At 40.1% G+C, this 22,870-nt stretch carries 12 protein-coding genes, 2 tRNA genes and 3 rRNA genes; 5 read left to right on the forward strand and 12 right to left on the reverse strand.

Annotation, left to right across the window (positions count from 1 at the left end; genetic code table 11):
- Window positions 1-37: 37 nt before the first annotated feature.
- The 9 genes from DV427_RS01395 to birA all read right to left on the reverse strand — a co-directional run bounded on the left by DV427_RS01395 (window position 38) and on the right by birA (window position 10,035).
- On the reverse strand, window positions 38-589 hold the full coding sequence (locus DV427_RS01395) for a Slp family lipoprotein (RefSeq protein ID WP_114891053.1): 552 nt from the start codon (window positions 587-589) through the stop codon (window positions 38-40).
- A 24-nt stretch (window positions 590-613) separates the two neighbouring features.
- On the reverse strand, window positions 614-1,324 hold the full coding sequence (gene tsaB / locus DV427_RS01400) for a tRNA (adenosine(37)-N6)-threonylcarbamoyltransferase complex dimerization subunit type 1 TsaB (RefSeq protein ID WP_114891054.1): 711 nt from the start codon (window positions 1,322-1,324) through the stop codon (window positions 614-616).
- Window positions 1,325-1,336: 12 nt separating this feature from the next.
- Window positions 1,337-3,259: a DNA repair helicase YoaA gene (locus DV427_RS01405; protein ID WP_114891055.1), complete on the reverse strand. Its 1,923-nt coding sequence runs from the start codon at window positions 3,257-3,259 to the stop codon at window positions 1,337-1,339.
- 192 nt (window positions 3,260-3,451) lie between these two features.
- Window positions 3,452-3,567: ribosomal RNA gene (gene rrf / locus DV427_RS01410) — 5S ribosomal RNA — on the reverse strand.
- A 118-nt stretch (window positions 3,568-3,685) separates the two neighbouring features.
- Window positions 3,686-6,582 (reverse strand): 23S ribosomal RNA (locus DV427_RS01415).
- Window positions 6,583-6,956: 374 nt separating this feature from the next.
- Window positions 6,957-7,032 (reverse strand) — tRNA-Ala (locus DV427_RS01420).
- A gap of 45 nt (window positions 7,033-7,077) precedes the next feature.
- Window positions 7,078-7,154 (reverse strand) — tRNA-Ile (locus DV427_RS01425).
- A 79-nt stretch (window positions 7,155-7,233) separates the two neighbouring features.
- Window positions 7,234-8,773: ribosomal RNA gene (locus DV427_RS01430) — 16S ribosomal RNA — on the reverse strand.
- Together the 16S, 23S and 5S rRNA genes with 2 tRNA genes alongside form the textbook arrangement of a ribosomal RNA operon.
- Window positions 8,774-9,129: 356 nt before the next feature.
- Window positions 9,130-10,035, reverse strand: coding sequence for a bifunctional biotin--[acetyl-CoA-carboxylase] ligase/biotin operon repressor BirA (birA, locus tag DV427_RS01435; RefSeq protein WP_162790308.1), 906 nt, complete (start codon window positions 10,033-10,035; stop codon window positions 9,130-9,132).
- A 129-nt stretch (window positions 10,036-10,164) separates the two neighbouring features.
- Here birA and guaB point away from each other — a divergent pair, with 129 nt between their 5' ends.
- The 3 genes from guaB to guaA all read left to right on the forward strand — a co-directional run bounded on the left by guaB (window position 10,165) and on the right by guaA (window position 13,861).
- Entirely contained in the window at window positions 10,165-11,631 is a 1,467-nt protein-coding gene (gene guaB / locus DV427_RS01440) for an IMP dehydrogenase (protein WP_005636679.1), read from the forward strand.
- 64 nt (window positions 11,632-11,695) lie between these two features.
- Window positions 11,696-12,262, forward strand: coding sequence for a hypothetical protein (locus DV427_RS01445; RefSeq protein WP_114891057.1), 567 nt, complete (start codon window positions 11,696-11,698; stop codon window positions 12,260-12,262).
- A gap of 27 nt (window positions 12,263-12,289) precedes the next feature.
- Complete coding sequence (guaA, locus tag DV427_RS01450) at window positions 12,290-13,861, forward strand: glutamine-hydrolyzing GMP synthase (protein WP_114891058.1); 1,572 nt, start codon at window positions 12,290-12,292, stop codon at window positions 13,859-13,861.
- 61 nt (window positions 13,862-13,922) lie between these two features.
- Here the strand turns inward: guaA and rarD are convergent, their stop codons facing one another.
- Window positions 13,923-14,813, reverse strand: coding sequence for an EamA family transporter RarD (gene rarD, locus DV427_RS01455; protein WP_162790247.1), 891 nt, complete (start codon window positions 14,811-14,813; stop codon window positions 13,923-13,925).
- Between the two features lie 118 nt (window positions 14,814-14,931).
- On the opposite strand from rarD, the gene DV427_RS01460 reads away from it, so the two are divergent.
- Window positions 14,932-15,393, forward strand: a complete 462-nt coding sequence (locus tag DV427_RS01460) for an Lrp/AsnC family transcriptional regulator (RefSeq protein WP_114891060.1) — start codon at window positions 14,932-14,934, stop codon at window positions 15,391-15,393.
- 38 nt (window positions 15,394-15,431) lie between these two features.
- Here the strand turns inward: DV427_RS01460 and nhaA are convergent, their stop codons facing one another.
- A complete protein-coding gene (nhaA, locus tag DV427_RS01465) occupies window positions 15,432-16,598 on the reverse strand; it encodes a Na+/H+ antiporter NhaA (protein WP_162790309.1) in 1,167 nt (388 codons plus the stop codon).
- Between the two features lie 224 nt (window positions 16,599-16,822).
- Between nhaA and brnQ the strand changes: the two genes are divergently transcribed.
- A complete protein-coding gene (gene brnQ / locus DV427_RS01470; RefSeq protein WP_114892162.1) occupies window positions 16,823-18,133 on the forward strand; it encodes a branched-chain amino acid transport system II carrier protein in 1,311 nt (436 codons plus the stop codon).
- A 196-nt stretch (window positions 18,134-18,329) separates the two neighbouring features.
- Here brnQ and DV427_RS01475 read toward each other — a convergent pair whose 3' ends face one another.
- The gene (locus tag DV427_RS01475; protein WP_114891061.1) at window positions 18,330-22,847 is read right to left on the reverse strand and encodes a S6 family peptidase; all 4,518 of its coding nucleotides are present in this window, start codon (window positions 22,845-22,847) and stop codon (window positions 18,330-18,332) included.
- Between the last annotated feature and the right edge of the window lie 23 nt (window positions 22,848-22,870).

Below are 22,870 nucleotides of genomic sequence, written 5' to 3' on the forward strand. Positions count from 1 at the left end.
ATCCTAATTTGTTGGAAAATCTTTAAGATTTTATCATTTAATTCAAATAATAGCGAATTTCAGGCTGAACATACCAAGGACGATGTCTCCATCTAAAAAATCCCCAATCATCATCTTCATCCCAATCATCTGTTGGATACTCATAAGTAGTACTGAGTGTCCAAATACGGTATTTATCAGGTTGAATAACAGGATAAGTATAATCAGCTTGTTCTATCTTGCCTTTTTCTGTTCCAACTAATTGCCCACCTACAGTAATATAACGCTCTTTTAAATTTTCAGGGTCCACAAAGCCGTTGAAATACACAATAAAGCGGCCATCTGATTGAAATTCAACGAATGGTTTACCTGAAATTGATGATAACGGTAAACTTAACACTTCAATTTTTGTTCGGTTTGGTAAAACAGTCGCCTGAACAATTTTCCCTCCCAATCGAACAGTTTTACAATGACAGGTTAAATCTTGAGGGGAAATCTCACGATAGGAATTAATAGAGAATCGCTCTTCTTCTAACCCTTTCGGCGGTGCCATACAGCCTGTCAATCCCAAGCAAAGTGCGGTAAAAAATAAGGTGATTTTGCCTTTCATTTTCTATCCTCCTGTTATTTAAACTTATTCACGTCCTGGTAATTTTTTCCAAGTAACCTCGTTTCGCAAATAAATCGGTTCAATCTCTAAAGCTGAAATTGTGCGTTTTTGCAAGTATTCTACTCGCGCGAGCTCCAGCATATATAATGCATTAGGTAACGCTATATCTGAGCTTGTTAGATCTTTTTCAGTAAATTGAGAATACGCTGCCCAACCAGTCCCGACTCTAAATGCATTATCATCTCGAAGCTGTTTAATTGCTTGTTCTGGGGAACAAACTTGTTCAGTTATGATTTCTCGCCATTGAAAAAATTCCTCGACATCAGACCGCACTTTTTCTCTCATTAATTGAGAAAAATAAACTTCATTCATTCTGGCATCAATCGCTGCAACGACATTTTCTGCTTGATGTAATTCAAATGCTGCCTGTGCCATCGCGGTTAAATTTGAAATAGGAATGACAGGTAAATCAGCACCAAATGCCAAACCTTGTGCAATCCCAGCACCAACACGAACGCCTGTAAAACTACCAGGACCACGACCGAAGGCAAGGGCATCAACTTGATTTAAACGTAAACCAGAATTTGCCAAAATTTCATCAATCATAGGTAAAATTCGTTTAGTGTGTGTGCGTTGTGCTAGTTCATTTATATGTGTTTTCTCGCCACGATGAAATAAGGCGACTGAACAGGCTTCAGTAGAAGTATCTAGCGACAATAAAGTTAAATTTTGCATTATTATTCTCGTTTATTTATTTTGTAAGAATTGTATCACTTTGTTTAGATCACGGGTACGACTTGAGTTAGGTAAACTTTTCAAAAAAGTTTCGCCATAATTGCGCATCACTAATCGATTATCACAAATAATCACAACGCCACGATCTGTAACATCGCGAATTAAACGTCCAACGCCTTGTTTTAACGTAATCACCGCTTCAGGAATTTGAATGTCATTGAATGGATCGCCACCTTGCAAACGACAATCCTCAATACGGGCTTTCAACAAAGGCTCATCTGGCGCAGTAAAAGGAAGTTTATCAATAATGACTAAAGAAAGTGCATCGCCGCGCACATCTACACCTTCCCAAAAGCTAGAGGTTGCCACCAAAACGCTATGCGTTTCTTTTATAAATTGCTCGAGTAATTTGCCTTTTGAGGTCTCGCCTTGTAATAAAATTGAAAGATGACTTTTTTCACGAAAATACTCTGCTAAACCACGCATCATTGAATAAGAAGTGCAAAGAACAAAGCAACGCCCTTTGTTTTCTTCAATCACAGGTAATAACATTTCTCCTAGAGAGCTTAATGTATTAGCCTGATTCGTATTCGGCAAATATCGAGGCACACAAAGTAAAGACTGTTCAGAATAATTAAAGGGACTCGGTAAAATTTTTTGTGTAGCATCTTCAATGCCTAAACGTTGGCAGAAATGATTAAAGGTTCCACCTACTTCTAATGTCGCGGATGTGAATATCCAAGCTGCTTCTTTAGCTTCGAGCTGAGCACCAAATTTATCGGCCACCGTCAATGGCGTAATATGTAAACCAAACTGGCGACCATTTCCTTCATACCAATAACAATAACCCACAATATTTGTTTCAGATAAACGCTTGAGCTGAATTTTAATGGATTCAAGACGCTCAAAAATGCTATCCAAAGTTTGGGAGCGACCAAGCGCTAATTTAATTACCTCAGCTAAAAAATCTATTTTCTCTTGTAATAATTCAACGGCTTTTTTCACCGCACTTTGCCTGTAAAGCTCACGCCAATTTCCACGAACATTACTCCCATTACCCAGTAATAAGCGAAAATCTTGTACAATTTTCAGTAAAGTGTCCGATGTTGTGCCAAGCTGTTGCATATCTTTAAGTTCCGTGCGGTAGACAATATTAATATCTTTGCATAAATCAAAAAGCTGGCGCGATGTTAAAGATTGACCAAAATATTGACTGGCAATATCTGGTAACTGGTGAGCTTCGTCAAAAATAATCACTTCTGCATTTGGAATAAGTTCGCCAAAACCACTTTCTTTTACAGCCATATCAGCAAAAAATAAGTGATGATTAACTACAACCAAATCAGCATTTAATGCTTTTTTACGCGCACTTGCTACATAACATTCTGAATAATTAGGGCAATCAGTACCTAAACAACTTTCCGCTGTACTAGTCAGTTGTGGAATAATAGGGCTATCTTCTGCAAGCTCAATACATTCTGTGAAATCGCCTGTTTTAGTACTATTATTCCATGTACGTACTTTACTTAATTCGGCTAAAACAGACTTATCTCCAAGCACACCTTGAGCAATCACTTGATCTAAACGCTCTAAACAAAGATAGTTTGCCCGACCTTTTAGCAAAGCAATTTTTCCCGTGAAATTAAGGGCTTTTTTAATAGCAGGAAGATCTCGATTAAAAAGCTGATCTTGAAGATTTTTAGATCCTGTAGAAATAATTGTTTTTTTACCAAATACTAAAGCAGGAGCCAGATATGCAAAGGTCTTTCCTGTACCCGTACCAGCTTCAATAACAAGGGAAGATTTATTTTGAATTGACTCGCCAACAGCATGCGCCATTTCAATCTGCTCAGTTCGAGGTCTAAAACCTTTGATACTCTGACTTAATTCGCCATTAACAGAGAAAATATTAGAAATGCGATCTTGATAATTCATTAAATTAGAAAAACATAAATTTTTGTTAGTTTAACAAACTTATAAAAAATCGTATATGAAGATAGCAGTTTTATTAAAACTAAAATCAGACTTTTATTTGATTAAATAATGAGTAAATTCCAAAAGCAAAAACCCCATATCTTTCGACACGGGGTTCTTTTGTTTCTATTTAATTTAGATTCGTATTTGGTAACCTGGCGGTGCCCTACTCTCACATGGGGATGCCCCACACTACCATCGGCATTACAGCGTTTCACTTCTGAGTTCGGTATGGTGTCAGGTGGTTCCACCGCACTATCGCCGCCAGGATAATTCTTTGATAACGTTTATTCTAACTTCTATCTATGTTCTTCATTGGCCACAAGCTGAACGTTTAGTTAATTTCTTTTTCTTTCACTCTGTTTCCCAAAAACACTTGAGCGTTGTATAGTTAAGCCTCTCGGGCAATTAGTACAGGTTAGCTCAATGACTCACATCACTTACACACCCTGCCTATCTACGTCTTAGTCTTAAACAACCCTTACAGATTTATAATCTGGGAGAACTCATCTCTTGGCAAGTTTCGTGCTTAGATGCTTTCAGCACTTATCTCTTCCGCACTTAGCTACCCGGCAATGCGTCTGGCGACACAACCGGAACACCAGTGGTGCGTCCACTCCGGTCCTCTCGTACTAGGAGCAGCCCCAACCAATTCTCCAACGCCCACGGCAGATAGGGACCGAACTGTCTCACGACGTTCTAAACCCAGCTCGCGTACCACTTTAAATGGCGAACAGCCATACCCTTGGGACCTACTTCAGCCCCAGGATGTGATGAGCCGACATCGAGGTGCCAAACACCGCCGTCGATATGAACTCTTGGGCGGTATCAGCCTGTTATCCCCGGAGTACCTTTTATCCGTTGAGCGATGGCCCTTCCATTCAGAACCACCGGATCACTATGACCTACTTTCGTACCTGCTCGACTTGTCTGTCTCGCAGTTAAGCTTGCTTATACCATTGCACTAACCTCACGATGTCCGACCGTGATTAGCAAACCTTCGTGCTCCTCCGTTACTCTTTGGGAGGAGACCGCCCCAGTCAAACTACCCACCAGACACTGTCCGAGACCGCGTTCCGCAATCTTCGTTAGAACATCAAACGTTAAAGGGTGGTATTTCAAGGACGACTCCATAATCACTGGCGTGACTACTTCTAAGTCTCCCACCTATCCTACACATCAAAATTCAATGTTCAGTGTCAAGCTATAGTAAAGGTTCACGGGGTCTTTCCGTCTAGCCGCGGGTACACCGCATCTTCACGGCGATTTCAATTTCACTGAGTCTCGGGTGGAGACAGCCTGGCCATCATTATGCCATTCGTGCAGGTCGGAACTTACCCGACAAGGAATTTCGCTACCTTAGGACCGTTATAGTTACGGCCGCCGTTTACTGGGGCTTCGATCAGGAGCTTCTCTTTCGATTACACCATCAATTAACCTTCCAGCACCGGGCAGGCATCACACCCTATACGTCCACTTTCGTGTTTGCAGAGTGCTGTGTTTTTAATAAACAGTTGCAGCCAGCTGGTATCTTCGACCGGTTCAACCTTCAGGGGCAAGCCCTTACAATCTACGCCGGCGCACCTTCTCCCGAAGTTACGGTGCTATTTTGCCTAGTTCCTTCACCCGAGTTCTCTCAAGCGCCTGAGTATTCTCTACCTGACCACCTGTGTCGGTTTTCAGTACGGTTTAGTAAAGCCTTTCGCTTAGTGGCTTTTCCTGGAAGTGTGGTATCAGTTACTTCAGCTCCGTAGAGCCTCGTCATCATCTCTCAGTGTTAAGGAAGCCCGGATTTGCCTAAACTTCCCACCTACCAACTTAAACGCACATATCCAACAGTGCGATAACCTAACCTACTCCGTCCCCACATCGCAGCTTTACCAAGTACAGGAATATTAACCTGTTTCCCATCGACTACGCTCTTCAGCCTCGCCTTAGGGGCCGACTCACCCTGCCCCGATTAACGTTGGACAGGAACCCTTGGTCTTCCGGCGAACGGGTTTTTCACCCGTTTTATCGTTACTTATGTCAGCATTCGCACTTGTGATACGTCCAGCATGCTTCTCAACACACCTTCATCCGCTTACACAACGCTCCCCTACCCAACAGACTTATGTCTGATGCCGCAGCTTCGGTGCTATATTTCAGCCCCGTTACATCTTCCGCGCAGGCCGACTCGACTAGTGAGCTATTACGCTTTCTTTAAATGATGGCTGCTTCTAAGCCAACATCCTAGCTGTCTAAGCCTTCCCACTTCGTTTCCCACTTAATATAGACTTTGGGACCTTAGCTGGCGGTCTGGGTTGTTTCCCTCTCCACGACGGACGTTAGCACCCGCCGTGTGTCTCCTGAGTATCACTCTTTGGTATTCGTAGTTTGCATCGGGTTGGTAATCCGGGATGGACCCCTAGCCGAAACAGTGCTCTACCCCCAAAGGTGTCCGCTCAAGGCTCTACCTAAATAGATTTCGGGGAGAACCAGCTATCTCCCGGTTTGATTGGCCTTTCACCCCCAGCCACAAGTCATCCGCTAATTTTTCAACATTAGTCGGTTCGGTCCTCCAGTTAGTGTTACCCAACCTTCAACCTGCCCATGGCTAGATCACCGAGTTTCGGGTCTATACCTTGCAACTAGTCGCCCAGTTAAGACTCGGTTTCCCTTCGGCTCCCCTATTCGGTTAACCTCGCTACAAAATATAAGTCGCTGACCCATTATACAAAAGGTACGCAGTCACCCTTTCAGGCTCCCACTGCTTGTACGTACAAGGTTTCAGGTTCTATTTCACTCCCCTCACCGGGGTTCTTTTCGCCTTTCCTTCACAGTACTGGTTCACTATCGGTCAATCAGGAGTATTTAGCCTTGGAGGATGGTCCCCCCATCTTCAAACAGGATATCACGTGTCCCGCCCTACTTCTCGTTAACTTAGTACCACAGCCTGGATGTCGAGTACGGGGCTATCACCCTGTGTCGCTAAGCTTCCCAGCTTATTCCTCTATCTCTGCTGTTATCATTAACAGGCTCTTTCGCTTTCGCTCGCCGCTACTGACGAAATCTCGGTTGATTTCTTTTCCTCGGGGTACTTAGATGTTTCAGTTCTCCCGGTTTGCCTCACTTACCTATGGATTCAGTAAGTGATAGTAGATTCTTCATCTACTGGGTTTCCCCATTCGGATATCTTGGATTAAACGCCTCTTATCGACTCATCCAAGCTTTTCGCAGATTAGCACGTCCTTCTTCGCCTCTGATTGCCAAGGCATCCACCTTGTACGCTTAGTCACTTAACTATACAACCTCAAATGTTTTCAATCACTTTAAGTTTTCACTTCAAAGTGTGGTCAATTTGATGCGTATTTTCATTCAACTAAACACTTGATTGCTTTTGTTCAATCAAGATTTTATGCAAAACAGGTTTGCTCTCAGAGTTTCCTTCTCAGTTCCCTCTTTTCACTTTCCTATTTTGCCTACTCAGACTTTCTCTCGAAAATCTCTTGTTTTCAGCTTGTTTCCAATTTTTTAAAGAACAGTTGATAAAACTTTTCAGTTATCATCGTTAAATAAACTAAATGAATATAAATAAAATCTTAAACACTATATTCGTTTAGATTAGTGCTTATGACTTTCTTCTCTATTCTCGCTTAATTTACTTAACGATGATAAGTGGTGGAGATAAGCGGGATCGAACCGCTGACCTCCTGCGTGCAAGGCAGGCGCTCTCCCAGCTGAGCTATATCCCCATTTCATCATAAATCATTACTCCTTTACATCACTCACTCTCAGAGTGGTGGGTCTGAGTGGACTTGAACCACCGACCTCACCCTTATCAGGGGTGCGCTCTAACCACCTGAGCTACAGACCCAAGGGTAATGTTTTCTTCTGCTCATTTGTCTACAACTATCAGCCAATCTGTGTGAGCACTCGCTGTCTCTCGTCTTTGGTAAGGAGGTGATCCAACCGCAGGTTCCCCTACGGTTACCTTGTTACGACTTCACCCCAGTCATGAATCATACCGTGGTAAACGCCCTCCAAAAGGTTAAGCTATCTACTTCTGGTACAACCCACTCCCATGGTGTGACGGGCGGTGTGTACAAGGCCCGGGAACGTATTCACCGCGACATTCTGATTCGCGATTACTAGCGATTCCGACTTCATGGAGTCGAGTTGCAGACTCCAATCCGGACTTAGACGTACTTTCTGAGATTCGCTCCACCTCGCGGCATCGCCACCCTCTGTATACGCCATTGTAGCACGTGTGTAGCCCTACTCGTAAGGGCCATGATGACTTGACGTCATCCCCACCTTCCTCCAGTTTATCACTGGCAGTCTCCTTTGAGTTCCCGACCGAATCGCTGGCAACAAAGGATAAGGGTTGCGCTCGTTGCGGGACTTAACCCAACATTTCACAACACGAGCTGACGACAGCCATGCAGCACCTGTCTCATGGTTCCCGAAGGCACTCCCGTATCTCTACAGGATTCCATGGATGTCAAGAGTAGGTAAGGTTCTTCGCGTTGCATCGAATTAAACCACATGCTCCACCGCTTGTGCGGGCCCCCGTCAATTCATTTGAGTTTTAACCTTGCGGCCGTACTCCCCAGGCGGTCGATTTATCACGTTAGCTACGGGCACCAAGCTTTAAGCCCAATCCCCAAATCGACAGCGTTTACAGCGTGGACTACCAGGGTATCTAATCCTGTTTGCTCCCCACGCTTTCGCACATGAGCGTCAGTACATTCCCAAGGGGCTGCCTTCGCCTTCGGTATTCCTCCACATCTCTACGCATTTCACCGCTACACGTGGAATTCTACCCCTCCCTAAAGTACTCTAGTTACCCAGTCTGAAATGCAATTCCCAGGTTAAGCCCGGGGCTTTCACACCTCACTTAAATAACCGCCTGCGTGCCCTTTACGCCCAGTTATTCCGATTAACGCTCGCACCCTCCGTATTACCGCGGCTGCTGGCACGGAGTTAGCCGGTGCTTCTTCTGTATTTAACGTCAATGATATGTACTATTAGCACACATCCCTTCCTCAATACCGAAAGAACTTTACAACCCGAAGGCCTTCTTCATTCACGCGGCATGGCTGCGTCAGGGTTCCCCCCATTGCGCAATATTCCCCACTGCTGCCTCCCGTAGGAGTCTGGACCGTGTCTCAGTTCCAGTGTGGCTGGCCATCCTCTCAGACCAGCTAGAGATCGCAGGCTTGGTAGGCCTTTACCCCACCAACTACCTAATCCCACTTGGGCTCATCTCATGGCATGCGGCCTTGCGGTCCCGCACTTTCATCTTCCGATTCTACGCGGTATTAGCTACAGTTTCCCGTAGTTATCCCCCTCCATAAGCCAGATTCCCAAGCATTACTCACCCGTCCGCCACTCGTCAGCAAGAAAGCAAGCTTTCTCCTGCTACCGTTCGACTTGCATGTGTTAAGCCTGCCGCCAGCGTTCAATCTGAGCCATGATCAAACTCTTCAATTCAAGTTCAATCGCTCAATAAACTACTTAGCTATAAATAAAACACTACTTAAAAAAGTAATTATGAATTTTTCAGTTAAGCACCTATTAAGACTTCAAAATTAAAAATATTTTTAAAACAAGTCAATCAACAAGTGCCCACACAGATTGTCTGATACATTGTTAAAGAGCAAAAAACAACGACGCACGTGGAAACTTAAAGACTTCACAACAGTGCGTCGTTGTGTGCGGTGCATTATAGGGATTTTCAAAACCCTTGCAAGTACTTTTTGTAAAAATATTTAAAAAAATGATCTTTTGATGGAAATATAAACATTTTATTAAAAAGTGCGGTGAATATATTCAACTTTTTACAGCTATTATTTCTTACGTAATGAAACCTCGCCACCATTAAACATCTGGGTTTTATTGCCACATAATACTTTTAAATAACCACGTTCATCTATTCCTTGTTCAATACCTGAAATAACGCCTTGTTCAGTCAGCACATTTACTTCATTATTTAAAAACGCATTATATGATTGCCACGCTTGTTGAAATTCATCATTAATACCATTTTTCTCAAAGATATTTAAACGTGCATACAAATGTTGTATGAGTTTTGGTAATAAGGTTTGTCGATCTACATCAGGATCAATTTCACATATTTCCGCATAAGGCTGACTAATTTCTGTTTGTTTTGGCAACGACACATTAATACCTACACCAATCACCAAATTGAGCATACCATTTTTATGATTAGCGATTTCAACCAAAATTCCGCCTAACTTTCTCCCATCTAACAAAATATCATTTGGCCATTTCACTTGCACATTTAGCACCTCGGCAATCGCCAATCCGATGACTAAACTTAAACCTTCAATTGATTTTTGAGGATCAAATGTCCAATAAAAACTAAACATGATTTGCCCGGCAAAAGGCGATAACCATTGGCTACCTCGTCGACCGCGTCCTGCAGTTTGATATTCAGCTACACAAAGATCACCTTTTTTTAAGGAAGGAATATTTTGTAGTATCCATTCATTTGTAGAGGAAATAATCGGCTGATAATGGATATTATAAGGGAAAAGTGCGGTTGAAATTTGCTGAGGATTTAATAAAGGAAGATTAGGCACTAAGCAATAATTTTGGTCATCAACGACAATTTCCAAGCCTAGCTCACGTAATTGTTGAATGTCCTCTTCAATATCTGGAGAAAACTTTTCCAATTCAAACCGCACTTTCGGCTGACAATCAGATAAATATGTCAATAAAGCGAAATTCATCATTTATTCCTTGTAGCAAACGGAGCGAAAATCATAGCACAAATCCAAAAATTTCGTTTTCAAAATCTAGTAAAATCTGTATAATCCCGCCGCAATATTTTTTAACTTCAACTTAGCGAGAATATTGCAATGTCATTACGCATTAAACAAGAAGCCCTTACTTTTGACGATGTTCTACTCGTCCCAGCACATTCAACTGTGCTTCCAAATACAGCCAATCTTTCAACCAAACTTACTAAAGAAATTACTTTGAATATTCCTATGCTTTCAGCAGCAATGGATACCGTAACCGAAACCAAACTTGCGATTTCTTTAGCACAAGAAGGTGGCATCGGCTTTATTCATAAAAATATGACCATTGAGCGCCAGGCAGATCGTGTTCGTAAAGTGAAAAAATTCGAAAGTGGTATCGTTTCTGAACCAGTAACTGTTTCACCAAATTTAACGCTTGCCGAACTTGCTGAAATGGTGAAGAAAAACGGCTTCGCTGGCTACCCTGTTGTAGACAGTGAAAATAACCTAATTGGTATCATTACTGGACGCGATACCCGTTTCGTAAAAGATTTGAGCAAAACTGTTTCACAAGTAATGACGAAAAAAGAAGACTTGGTGACAGTAAAAGAAGGGGCTAGTCGCGAAGAAATCTTGGAATTAATGCATCAACACCGTGTTGAAAAAGTATTAGTGGTTAATGACAGCTTCAAACTTAAAGGTATGATTACCGTTAAAGACTTCCAAAAAGCAGAACAAAAACCAAATGCATGCAAAGATGAATTCGGTCGTTTACGCGTAGGGGCTGCGGTGGGTGCAGGTCCGGGTAACGAAGAACGTATTGATGCATTAGTAAAAGCTGGAGTAGATGTATTGTTAATCGACTCGTCTCACGGTCACTCAGAAGGAGTATTACAACGCGTTCGCGAAACTCGTGCAAAATATCCAAACTTACCTATTGTTGCGGGTAACGTCGCAACGGCTGAAGGTGCTATCGCACTTGCAGACGCAGGCGCAAGCGCAGTGAAAGTAGGTATTGGTCCTGGTTCAATTTGTACCACTCGTATCGTGACTGGTGTAGGTGTTCCACAAATCACGGCTATCGCAGATGCAGCTGCGGCATTAAAAGATCGTGGTATTCCAGTTATCGCGGACGGTGGTATTCGTTTCTCTGGCGATATTGCAAAAGCCATCGCTGCAGGCGCAAGCTGTGTAATGGTTGGCTCTATGTTTGCGGGTACTGAAGAAGCACCGGGTGAAATCGAACTTTATCAAGGTCGTGCATTTAAATCTTACCGTGGTATGGGCTCATTAGGTGCGATGGCGAAAGGTTCATCAGATCGTTATTTCCAATCTGATAACGCAGCAGATAAACTCGTACCAGAAGGTATCGAAGGCCGTATTCCATACAAAGGTTACTTAAAAGAAATCATCCACCAACAAATGGGTGGCTTGCGTTCTTGCATGGGCTTAACTGGCTGTGCAACCATCGAAGAATTACGTACGAAAGCAGAATTCGTTCGTATCAGTGGTGCGGGTATTAAAGAAAGCCACGTTCATGATGTAACTATCACTAAAGAAGCGCCAAACTATCGCATGGGCTAATCCGTAAGGTGGGCTCTAGTCCACCTTTTGTTGTTTTAAGTATGAACAAACTCAAGAAATTTTTATGCAAATTTATAATGAATGGGAGAATATAAATTTTTCATGTAAGGGTGATGAAAAATTCCTAATAGATTGTGCTAATGAATTTATTGCATCTTTGAAGGGTAGAGATTCTTTTCAAGTATATGTTTCTAACGCTAGCGTATATCCGACTATATGGTTAAACTCACTAAAACAGAATGTTCAATACAGATTGGATAGATACATAAATACAATAAATATAATAGCTGACATCTGTTATCCATCTACATTAAGGAAAATGCCCACATCGTTTTGGCGTCTATTTATAGAATTAGATATGATAGGAAACTTAACATTTTTATCTTTAGCTCCTAATCAAAAGATTCAAAGTAAACTGAATCAAAATAAATCTAAAAGTGTCATTTATAATCTGATAAAAGAAATAGTATTAATGGATGAACATGACAATTTTTCTGTAGATTTTGGATGTCTTCAAATTTCATTTAATTTACTAAATGAGCCCGATAATTTATCAGAAAAAATACTAAGCGCCTTAACTCAATTACATAAAATTAATAAGCAATTACAACAAAAATCACATAAAAGTTAAAATCAATTGTAAAATCTAGGAAAAAAAATGACAAACATTCACAACCACAAAATCCTAATCCTCGACTTTGGTTCACAATATACCCAACTGATTGCACGTCGTGTGCGTGAAATTGGTGTGTACTGCGAACTTTGGGCTTGGGATGTAACCGAACAACAAATTCGTGAATTTGCCCCAACGGGTATTATTCTTTCTGGTGGTCCAGAAAGTACCACTGAAGAAAATAGTCCACGCGCACCTGAATATGTATTTAATGCTGGAGTCCCGGTATTAGGCGTTTGCTATGGAATGCAAACTATGGCGATGCAACTTGGCGGCTTAACCGAAACGTCTGATCACAGAGAGTTCGGCTATGCTTCAGTTTCTCTTGAAAATTCCACCGCACTTTTTGCCAATCTTAATGATAACTTGACAGCAAATGAGCCGACTTTAGATGTTTGGATGAGCCATGGTGACAAAGTGACTCGTTTACCTCAAAACTTCCAAGTAACAGGGACTACCCCAACCTGTCCAATTGCAGCAATGTCTGATGAAAGCCGTCGTTTCTACGGCGTACAATTCCACCCAGAAGTAACCCACACCAAAAAAGGTTTAGAATTATTAACTAATTTTGTGGTGAACATTTGTGGTTGCGAAACCAAATGGACAGCAGAAAACATTATCGAAGATGCTGTTGCTCGCATTAAAGAGCAAGTAGGCGATGATGAAGTGATTTTAGGCTTATCTGGTGGTGTGGACTCTTCTGTCGTTGCATTACTTTTACACCGTGCTATCGGAAAAAACTTACACTGCGTATTCGTGGATAACGGCTTACTCCGCTTACATGAAGGCGATCAAGTCATGGAAATGTTTGGCGATAAATTCGGCTTGAATATTACCCGTGTTGATGCGGAAAGCCGTTTCTTAGGTGAACTTTCAGGCGTATCCGATCCTGAAGCGAAACGTAAAATTATCGGTAAAGTATTCGTGGATGTCTTCGATGATGAATCGAAAAAACTCACTAACGTAAAATGGTTGGCACAAGGTACGATCTACCCTGACGTGATCGAATCTGCCGCAAGCAAAACCGGTAAAGCACATGTGATTAAATCACACCACAACGTAGGTGGCTTACCAGATTATATGAAACTTGGCTTAGTTGAACCATTACGTGAATTATTTAAAGATGAAGTGCGAAAAATCGGTTTAGCATTAGGCCTACCGGCTGAAATGATCAACCGCCACCCGTTCCCTGGCCCAGGCTTAGGCGTGCGTGTATTAGGCGAAGTAAAAAAAGAATACTGCGATTTATTACGCCGTGCGGATGCAATCTTTATCGAAGAATTACTCAATAGCGGTTGGTATGAAAAAACCAGCCAAGCCTTCAGCGTATTCTTACCAGTAAAATCTGTAGGCGTGATGGGCGATGGCCGTAAATACGATTGGGTTATTTCCCTACGCGCAGTAGAAACCATCGACTTTATGACCGCACATTGGGCACACTTACCTTATGACTTATTAGGCAAAGTGTCTAACCGTATCATCAACGAGGTGAATGGCATTTCCCGTGTGGTGTATGACATCAGCGGAAAACCACCCGCAACGATCGAGTGGGAATAGAAAATATCTATTTCAGATACTTTCTAATTATTTCAGTAACGTTAATAAGTGCGGTTAATTTTCACCGCACTTTATTTTTGTTTAAAAGCCCTTCTATGCCAATCACAATGAGACTTAACCAAATAGGCACATAAGTAAAATAGTCGCTTGTGGTTATTTGATTATCCAGCACAAAGACAGCTATTAAAAAAAGCAATATGGGTTCGATATAACTCAACACCGCAAAAATACTGACTGGAATTTGTTGGCTTGATTTTAAGTTGGCTGAAAGAGAAATCGCACTCACCATGCCAAGTGCTGGTAGCAATAACCAATAACGATATTCTTGCGTAACTAAAGAAAGCGTCGTACTTTGATAAAGAATATAAATAACGCAAGGAATCGAAATTAAAATAATGTCCAATGTAATCCCTTCTAGAGCAGGGATTTTCATCAATTTACGGCTTAGATAATAAAATGGATAAACCGTACAAACCCACAAGCTTGTCCATGAAAAACTTTGAGTGTGCCATAATTCATGTGCAACACCGCAGGCAGCCAGTAAAAGCGCGATTTTCTGAATAAATGATAAGCGTTCTTTTAACCAAGCCCATCCTAAAACAGCCATGATTAGTGGGAAAAGGAAATATCCCATCGCAATATTTATCCCTTCACCATTCAGCGGTGCCCACATAAAGAGCCAGAATTGACTTCCCGCATCTAATGTCCCCAGTAAAAATAAAACCCAACGCGTCCAACTTTTTCCTAAAGTTATCGTGATAAGAGACAAAAGAGAGCGGCAACCAATAGTCGGGAATAAAATTAAAAGTAACTCAAAGATCATGGTTAACATACGCCATGCAAAAACATCTGTTCCGCTAAGTGGTTGGAGCCATATACTAAATAAATACAATATGCCAAATAAACATTGTGAAAAAATGCACAATAATACGCCTTGAGTGATCACTTTCATCTTAGACCCCATCTTATTAATACGATTATTATAAAAGCCCAAGACAAGAAAAAATCTCAACTTTATTTTTATTGTGATAATATTTTTCTCAATAGTCATATTTTTGAGAAATTATCTTATGCAAACACTGGATAAATTAGATCGTAATATTTTGAATGTATTACAACAAGATGCCATGATTCCGTTAAAAGAACTGTCAGAGAAAGTGAATAGTTCCGTTGCAACCTGTCAACGACGCATACAAGCATTAACTGATTCAGGCGTTATTACAAAACGAGTTGCAGTCGTTTCTCCAAAAGCGGTTGGGCGTACGATTAGCGTGTTTGTCATGGTCGAAATGGATAATCAACACTCTTATTATCAAGAGCAATTTGAACGAAAAATGCGCCAAGAAGACGAAGTGGTGAGCTGTTACGAAATTTCAGGGGACTATGATTTTATGTTACTACTCCATGCAAAAGATATGGAAAGCTATCACGCATTCACACGTCGAGTATTGACTGGCGAATTTCATGTAAGAACTTATAAAAGTTTATTTGTAATGAATTTTACCAAAGCAGATAGTGGAATTATCTTATAGAATAAGTGCGGTAAATTTTTACCGCACTTTGTGTATGACTAGTTTAGTTTTGTCGTTTGTTTTAAGAATAAATACCCAAGTGTTGCTGAAATGGTTGAACCAAGTAAAATGCCTAAACGAGAAAGTGTATTGACACTTTCTCCCGCATCCGCATCAAAAGCAAGGCTTGCTAAGAACATTGACATCGTAAAGCCGATACCACATAAAACAGCAACCGCAAAAATTTGTTTAAAATTGATTCCATCTGGTAATTTAGCCAATCCCAACTTAACGGAAATATAACTAAATCCGAAAACGCCGACAGGTTTACCAATAATTAAACCGCACGCGATAGCCAATAATAATGGCGATGAAATCATACTCACATCAATACCGTCAAAACTAACGCCTGCATTAGCAAATGCAAAGAGCGGTAAAATAACGAAGGATGACCAAGGCGCTAGAATGTGCTCAAAATCGTGTAATGGTCGTTCACCTTTTTTACCTTTTAATGGAATGCAAAAACCAATAATCACGCCAGCCAACGTCGCATGAACACCAGATTTTAAAACTGATGCCCATAAAATTGCCCCTATAACCATGTAGGCACAAAGCGCGCTAACTCTAAAGCGGTTTAATAAAACCAAAGTCAAAATAGAAACACCTGAGAAAATTAGAGCCTGCACACTTAATTCATGAGAGAAGAACAGAGCAATTACAACAATCGCGCCTAAGTCATCAATAATAGCAAGTGCGAGTAAAAAAATCTTGAGAGGCAATGGCACTTGCTTACTCAATAATGCCATAATGCCAAGCGCAAAAGCGATATCAGTCGCCATAGGAATAGCCCAGCCGTTTGCAAGGCTAGGATCCTGTTTTGCAATAAACCAATAAACCAATGCGGGCACGATCATTCCACCTACCGCAGCAATAGCAGGGAAAATGGCTTGTTGGTAGGAAGAAAGTGCGCCTTCGAATAATTCTTTTTTAACTTCCATTCCCACTAACACAAAAAATACCGCCATAAAACCATCGTTAATCCAATGGATTAAAGTTTTATTAATAGAGAAACTTCCAATTTGCAAATTGACTGGCAAATTCAAAAAATCATTATATTGATTGCTCAATGGCGAATTAGCCAGCAACATCGCTACTGCAGCAGAAAAAAGCAACAAAATACCACCAGCGGATTCTAATTTTAAAAAGCGTTGAATCAGTTTTACCACGCAAACTCCTTCCAAAAATAAATAACAAAAAATTAACAAAGGCTGAATCCTAGCATATTTTGCCCTCAAAGGGAAAAGTGCGGTCAATTTTGCAGGGATTTTTATCGAATTGTCGATAAGATTCTTCATATTGTGACGAAATTCACATTTTTAGTTTTACAGAATAGGGATTTTCTACACTTTGTAGTAGAATGCAGGCCTTTTTATTTTTAGAGTCAAAAATTATGTTTTCACGTAAAGATATTATCGTTTTAGGAATGATGATCTTCGCCTTATTTTTAGGTGCAGGTAATATCATTTTTCCGCCAATGGAAGGCTTCACGGCAGGACAGCATTGGGCAGGCGCATCCTTCGGTTTTGTATTAACCGGCGTTTTAATGCCTTTTATTACACTTGTTATTGTATCTATTTTAGGTCGTGGTGAAGAACTCACGAAAGATTTACCTAAATGGGCGGGTACAGGTTTTCTCGTTATACTTTATCTAACCATTGGCTCCACCTTTGCAATGCCACGTATCACGAATGTTGCTTACGAAATGGCGTGGTTACCTTTAGGATTAGTGGAAGATAATGCGAGTGTTCGCTTCCTGTTTTCGCTCATTTTTAACTTAATCGCGATGGGCTTTATGATTCGCCCAAATACCATTATTTCAAGTGTTGGTAAATTCATGACACCGGCATTGCTTGTGTTATTAGTTGCTGTAGCCGTCACTGTCTTCATTTCACCTTTATCTGAAATTCAAGCACCAAGTAAAGCGTATGAAAATGGTCATTCTTTATTAATCGGCTTAACCAGTGGTTATCAAACCATGGACGTACTCGCAGCTATTGCTTTCGGTGGAATCGTCGCTCGCGCACTTGCAGCAAAAAATGTAACTCAACCCAAAGATATCGTGAAATACACTATCTCAGCTGGATTTGTTTCAGTCATCTTACTGGCGGGTTTATATTTTTCACTTTTCTATCTAGGTGCGACTAGTGCTACAGTTGCAGAAGGTGCAACTAATGGCGGACAAATTTTCTCTCGTTATGTAAATGTCTTATTCGGTTCTGCTGGGACTTGGATTATGGCTGGTATTATTGTATTAGCGAGCTTAACAACCCTTGTTGGTGTAACAAGTGCTGCTGCTGACTATTTTTCAAAATTCTCTGTACGTTTTTCTTATCCGTTTTGGGCCGCACTTTTTACCGCGATGACAATCACTGTTTCACAATATGGTTTAACGGATCTACTTCGCATAACGATTCCGGCTTTGCTATTAATTTATCCGGTAGCTATTGTGCTTGTATTATTGCAATTCTTACGCAAAAAACTCCCATCAATAAAATTTACATACAACAGCACATTAATCGTAACTGTTTGTTTTAGTTTATGTGATAGCTTAAATAACGTTAAAATGTTACCAGAAAGCATTAATTCATTATTGGAACACTTCCCTCTTTCATCTGAAGGAATGGCTTGGTTGGTTCCGACTTTAGTGATGTTAGTTGCAAGCATTTTAATTGGAAAAGCATTGCCTAAAGCAACTCATTAATATTCAAAAAAATTAAAACTAATCTTTATCAGCCAGCAAACATGGGATTATATAACCACTGTTTGATGGTTGATTTTTTATTCCAATCTAGAAACCTCGCCCTAAAAAATACAAAATAAAAAGGACTGAATCCAATAAATATCGTCATCAGTCCTTAAAACTAGTATTTATTTTGCTCTAACTTTCTACCGCACTTCTACCAAGTAAAACCGACCTTTAATGAAGCAAACTTCTGTGGTGCCACATCAGAGCCCTTAAGCATTCCAATATTTGTGCTTATATTCCACTGTTTCATCTGAGCACTAAAACCAAGTTCATGAGTAAAATAACGTCCGAATTGTTGTTTTAATGCGACATCATTGACGCTTAATACACCGTCAATGGCAAGTTTTCTTTGAGTAGCATCGTAGTAATTACTTGAGAAACTTGGGGTGAATTTTACACCATTGATATCAAACGTTTTATCTAACATTACACCAGCACGGTAAGTGGTTAAACGTAAGATTTTACTGTTGATATTTGCGCCGTCTAATTGGTAGTTTGTGCTAGATAGACGGTAATAGCGCATTCCCACTGAAGGTGTGACGTTAACTCCCAAGTCCAAAGAAGCTCCAATATTTCCGCCTGCACTCAAAATATTTCGGTGGAACGTTTTGTTTTCTTCGTCAAATTTCACATTGTTGCGGCTACGCCCATAACCTAAGTCAAAACTTGCAAAGACTCCATTATTCCACTCGCCTTTAACAAAACCATTTATGCCAGTTAGTCGGTTTGTACCCGATACATTTTCATCAAACTCATTATTCACACGAGAATGAGAAAGCAGTGCACCAATTTGCATATTCGAATTTAATCTCTGAGCCACACCAATTTGAGTCAAAGTTAAATTTTGCTTGTATGGACGGTTGTAGTCAGATCGATAAGTTCTCCGACTTGCTTCCGTATTCACCCAAACATTCGATTTATCTTGGCTTAATAAATGACGATCTAAGTTTCGTCCAATTTGTAATGCCGAATTCACATTTGCAGAAAGCTCAGATAAAGCCGTATTGGAATAACGACTAATCAGTTGAGCTTGCACTGGCAGAGCAACAGTCGAAGATTGAGAACTTAAAAATTGCTGAATTTCCTGCTCAGTTTGATAAGCCTTTTCAAGGTTATTCAGTAATGCTAATACCGCCTCACTCAAGGAAACTTGCGCAGAATTAACCGCACTTTGATTGCCAGAGGTTTGAGCATTAACTAAGGCCTGTTGAGCCAATTCAATTCGTTCAATACCAAAATCAATTTCTGCTTCAAATGCAGTAATGTTACTTTCATCGGCTACTTTTGCGACTTTACGACAAATATCAGAAGAAAGCCCTTGTGACTCACAAATCTGGTGAGTACGAGCAATACTACTTGATAACCCAGCTTGTAGTCGATTTACTTCCGTCAATAAACTATCTTGACTAGACTCAAGCGAGCGTAGTTCTGATTGTGTTTGGTTTACTAAATTCAACAATTGTTGTACTTTCTTCAGACTATTTTGTGACTGATTGTTTAAATTGTTGTATTCATTACGTTGTCTCTCCAATTTTGAGCGTAATGCTGTAAATTGATTATATAGAGAACGACGTTTAATAAAACGGATGCGCGCAGTACGATTATATTCAGAAATTAAATTGTTATAGCTATTGCTAATATTGCGAACATCTGCCAATACGCGTTCTGCCTGATTTTGTTCTATTTTATTTCGAGCAATCGCTTCGGAATATTTACGCTGTAATCTATCTAATTCTTTTTCTTTACTGATTAACGCTTGATGAACAGCGTTAAAATCACGTTGGCTATTCGCTACTAAATCTGAACTACTTCTAAAATGTAATTCTGAATCACGTAATGGATTATACAGGCGATAGTCATTATTAAAATTTGCTAAAATGTAACGATAAGCGCCTAAATCAACAAACCCATTTTCTAAAGCAAAACGTACATTTTGCGATTTTTGATTCGCATGATTCAGTTTTACCAAACTTAATGGATTTACATCTTTAGGTTCTAAACCTGTATTTTTTACAGAAAGTAAATGGTCTCCAAATGCTAAACCATTGACGACAATATTATCACCACGGTGTTCAGCAACATCAGTTAAAAAGCGAAAATGTCCATTACCTTTTAATTCACCATGAATAACTAACTGATTAACTTTGAACCAACCTTTATGATTAGGTTTAATCTCATCATATTGGCTATTTAAAGTAATTTGACTATTTGGAGAAAGAGACAAGTTACCCACTACACTATTATTATTTAATGTCCACTCACTGAATGGCTGTAAATTAACTTGTGTTGCAGCTCCAACAGAGTTAATCCGTCCTATTAAATGAGCCTTACCTAAGATAAACTGGCTTTGATGTTCCAATGAAACATTACCGTATACAGTTGTGACAGGTAAGCGATTAAATGCAGTTTGAGAAATAATTGCATTTTCCGAACATTGAGTTTTTCCACTATAACTTGCTCGTATACATTCATCAGATTTCCCTTGAACAAAACCTAATTGAATTTTAGCTTGATGACGAGCGTTAAAATTACCCTCTAATGAACTTACATTGCGGCTACTCTCTAACATTGCAGTTCCAGCCACATCAAACTCATTAGCTTTAAATTTACGATTAATCCAATTATCTTCTTCAATTACTTCTTTGTTATTGAGGTGATCATAGGCATGCGGGACGGGAACACCAGATAATAACAATTTGCCATTTTCTACATAAATATTACCGTTAAGATTGGCTCCGCCAGTTAAGACCCAAGTGCTATTTGCATTTTGAGGACGATAAGAGATCGATAATTTACCGTTATAACGCGAACTATTATCTTCGCCAAAAAAACCACTGAATGTATCTAAATATTTTTGGGCATTAGCTTTGGCTAATGCTTTTTGGACGGCTGCAGATTTAGTATTACCTAAGAATTCCCAATCATTTGTTGTTTCCATATCCCACGGAAAATAAGCACGTGGATTTTTTCCTTCTTTTAGGCGGAAATAATCTAACCGGTTATTTCTATAATTATTTTTGTATTCATAAATAGCTAATGATGATGTAGGTTCTTGTCCCCATTTTACCCATTCAATATTTTGTTCACTAAGAACATCTCGACCAATAATGTAAATGTCGGCAGATTGAGTGCGGTTATTATTAACAATCTTTGCACCATCATCTGCGTTTTGAATTCGATGGAAAGTTAGATTATTTCCATTTATATCTAAACGTCCCCCACGAAAACCAAAATAAATGTTATCTGGATTAACCTGTTTGTTATTTGCCAGTACAACAGTTGCCCGGCCACTGGTAATTCCAACTTGATTAAAGGCCTGTCGCTGTCCATTAAGCATTCTTTGATCAAGAATAACTGTACCATCACCTACACTAATATCGCCTAGATTTTTACCTTGACCATCAATATATAGCGTACCAGTTCCCAATTTTGATAAACGATCATTTTCTGGATTTTTTACTCGCCAATGAACAGTTTTATCACCATTCACCACAATACCTGCCCCAAGCCAAGTATAATCATTGTTATCAGCCTGAACGGTCATATTCTGATTAAAATGTAACGCTCCTGCCCCCTGATTAATATTGTTTTTCAATATCAATGTTGAACCTTCTCCGCCTTGGAAATGAATTGTCTTACCATTTTCTAATGAAGGGCGAAATTGGTTATTATCCTGAGATTTCTTAGTCAAGTCAGCAACTGGCAAGGTAATATTCTGATTACCAACTTGTAAAATACTTATTCCATTATTCTTATTATCCCAAGTTATTCTGTTTGCATTTAGCTGGACGGTTGTTTCATCATCCTTAAATGCTTTGTTGATAGTATCAGGTTGAATAATTGTATAAATATTATTTGAACCATCATAACCTGCATAAGTTGATAATACTCCGACCAATACCCAACCTTGCGTTTTCACATCATAGGCTAAAAGCGCAGAACCACTATCGCCTGGCAAGCCATAGGTTCCTAACGTATCATAAAGATCACCATTAAATAGCACCCAATTGTCCATTGAACTATTCGGTTTAAGAGGCGTACCACCAGTAAGATAATTATATGCGGATGTTAAAGATATTTTTTCCTTACCATCTTTACTACGTAAATATTGACGCCCAGATCCTACACGCACAAAGTACGGGTAACGATTTTTATCTAAAAAAGCACCATTATGCGGTCCTGTTTTTTTAGCATTATCAAAAGCAATATTATTTAACGAAATTGGCGCAATCTCAGTTACCAATTTATGTAAACGTGGTGCATGAAAATCAAGGGTAGGGTGATTATTACGTTCTGTAATAAGATAATTAAAGTGATGATTATCTGTATTGTTGCTATTTTCACCAAATTGCACTGAACCATAACCTAAGTTATGCTTTACGCTGGCAATGTATTGAGGATTAAATAAGGTCGCAACGCCGCTTACCCGACTAGCCACGTGTAAGTCAGGCATAGCCCAATGGGGTAACATAGTTGAAACCTGCTGACCCTGTTTATTAAAAATTGGAATATTCGTCGCCCCCACTGAAAATACGCCTTTATTTTCGGCAAAATCACGGAAGTATTGATAATCCACATCACTGCGAACCATGGACGCTTGAACATTTGAACCAGCTAAAGCAAGGCTTAACGCTAATAGAGTTGGACGAAAAAAACGAATTTGATGCATAAAGTTTCCTCATAAAATAGGAG

It is taken from the genome of Haemophilus haemolyticus, assembly GCF_003351405.1.
Classification (GTDB): Bacteria; Pseudomonadota; Gammaproteobacteria; order Enterobacterales; family Pasteurellaceae; genus Haemophilus; species Haemophilus haemolyticus_N.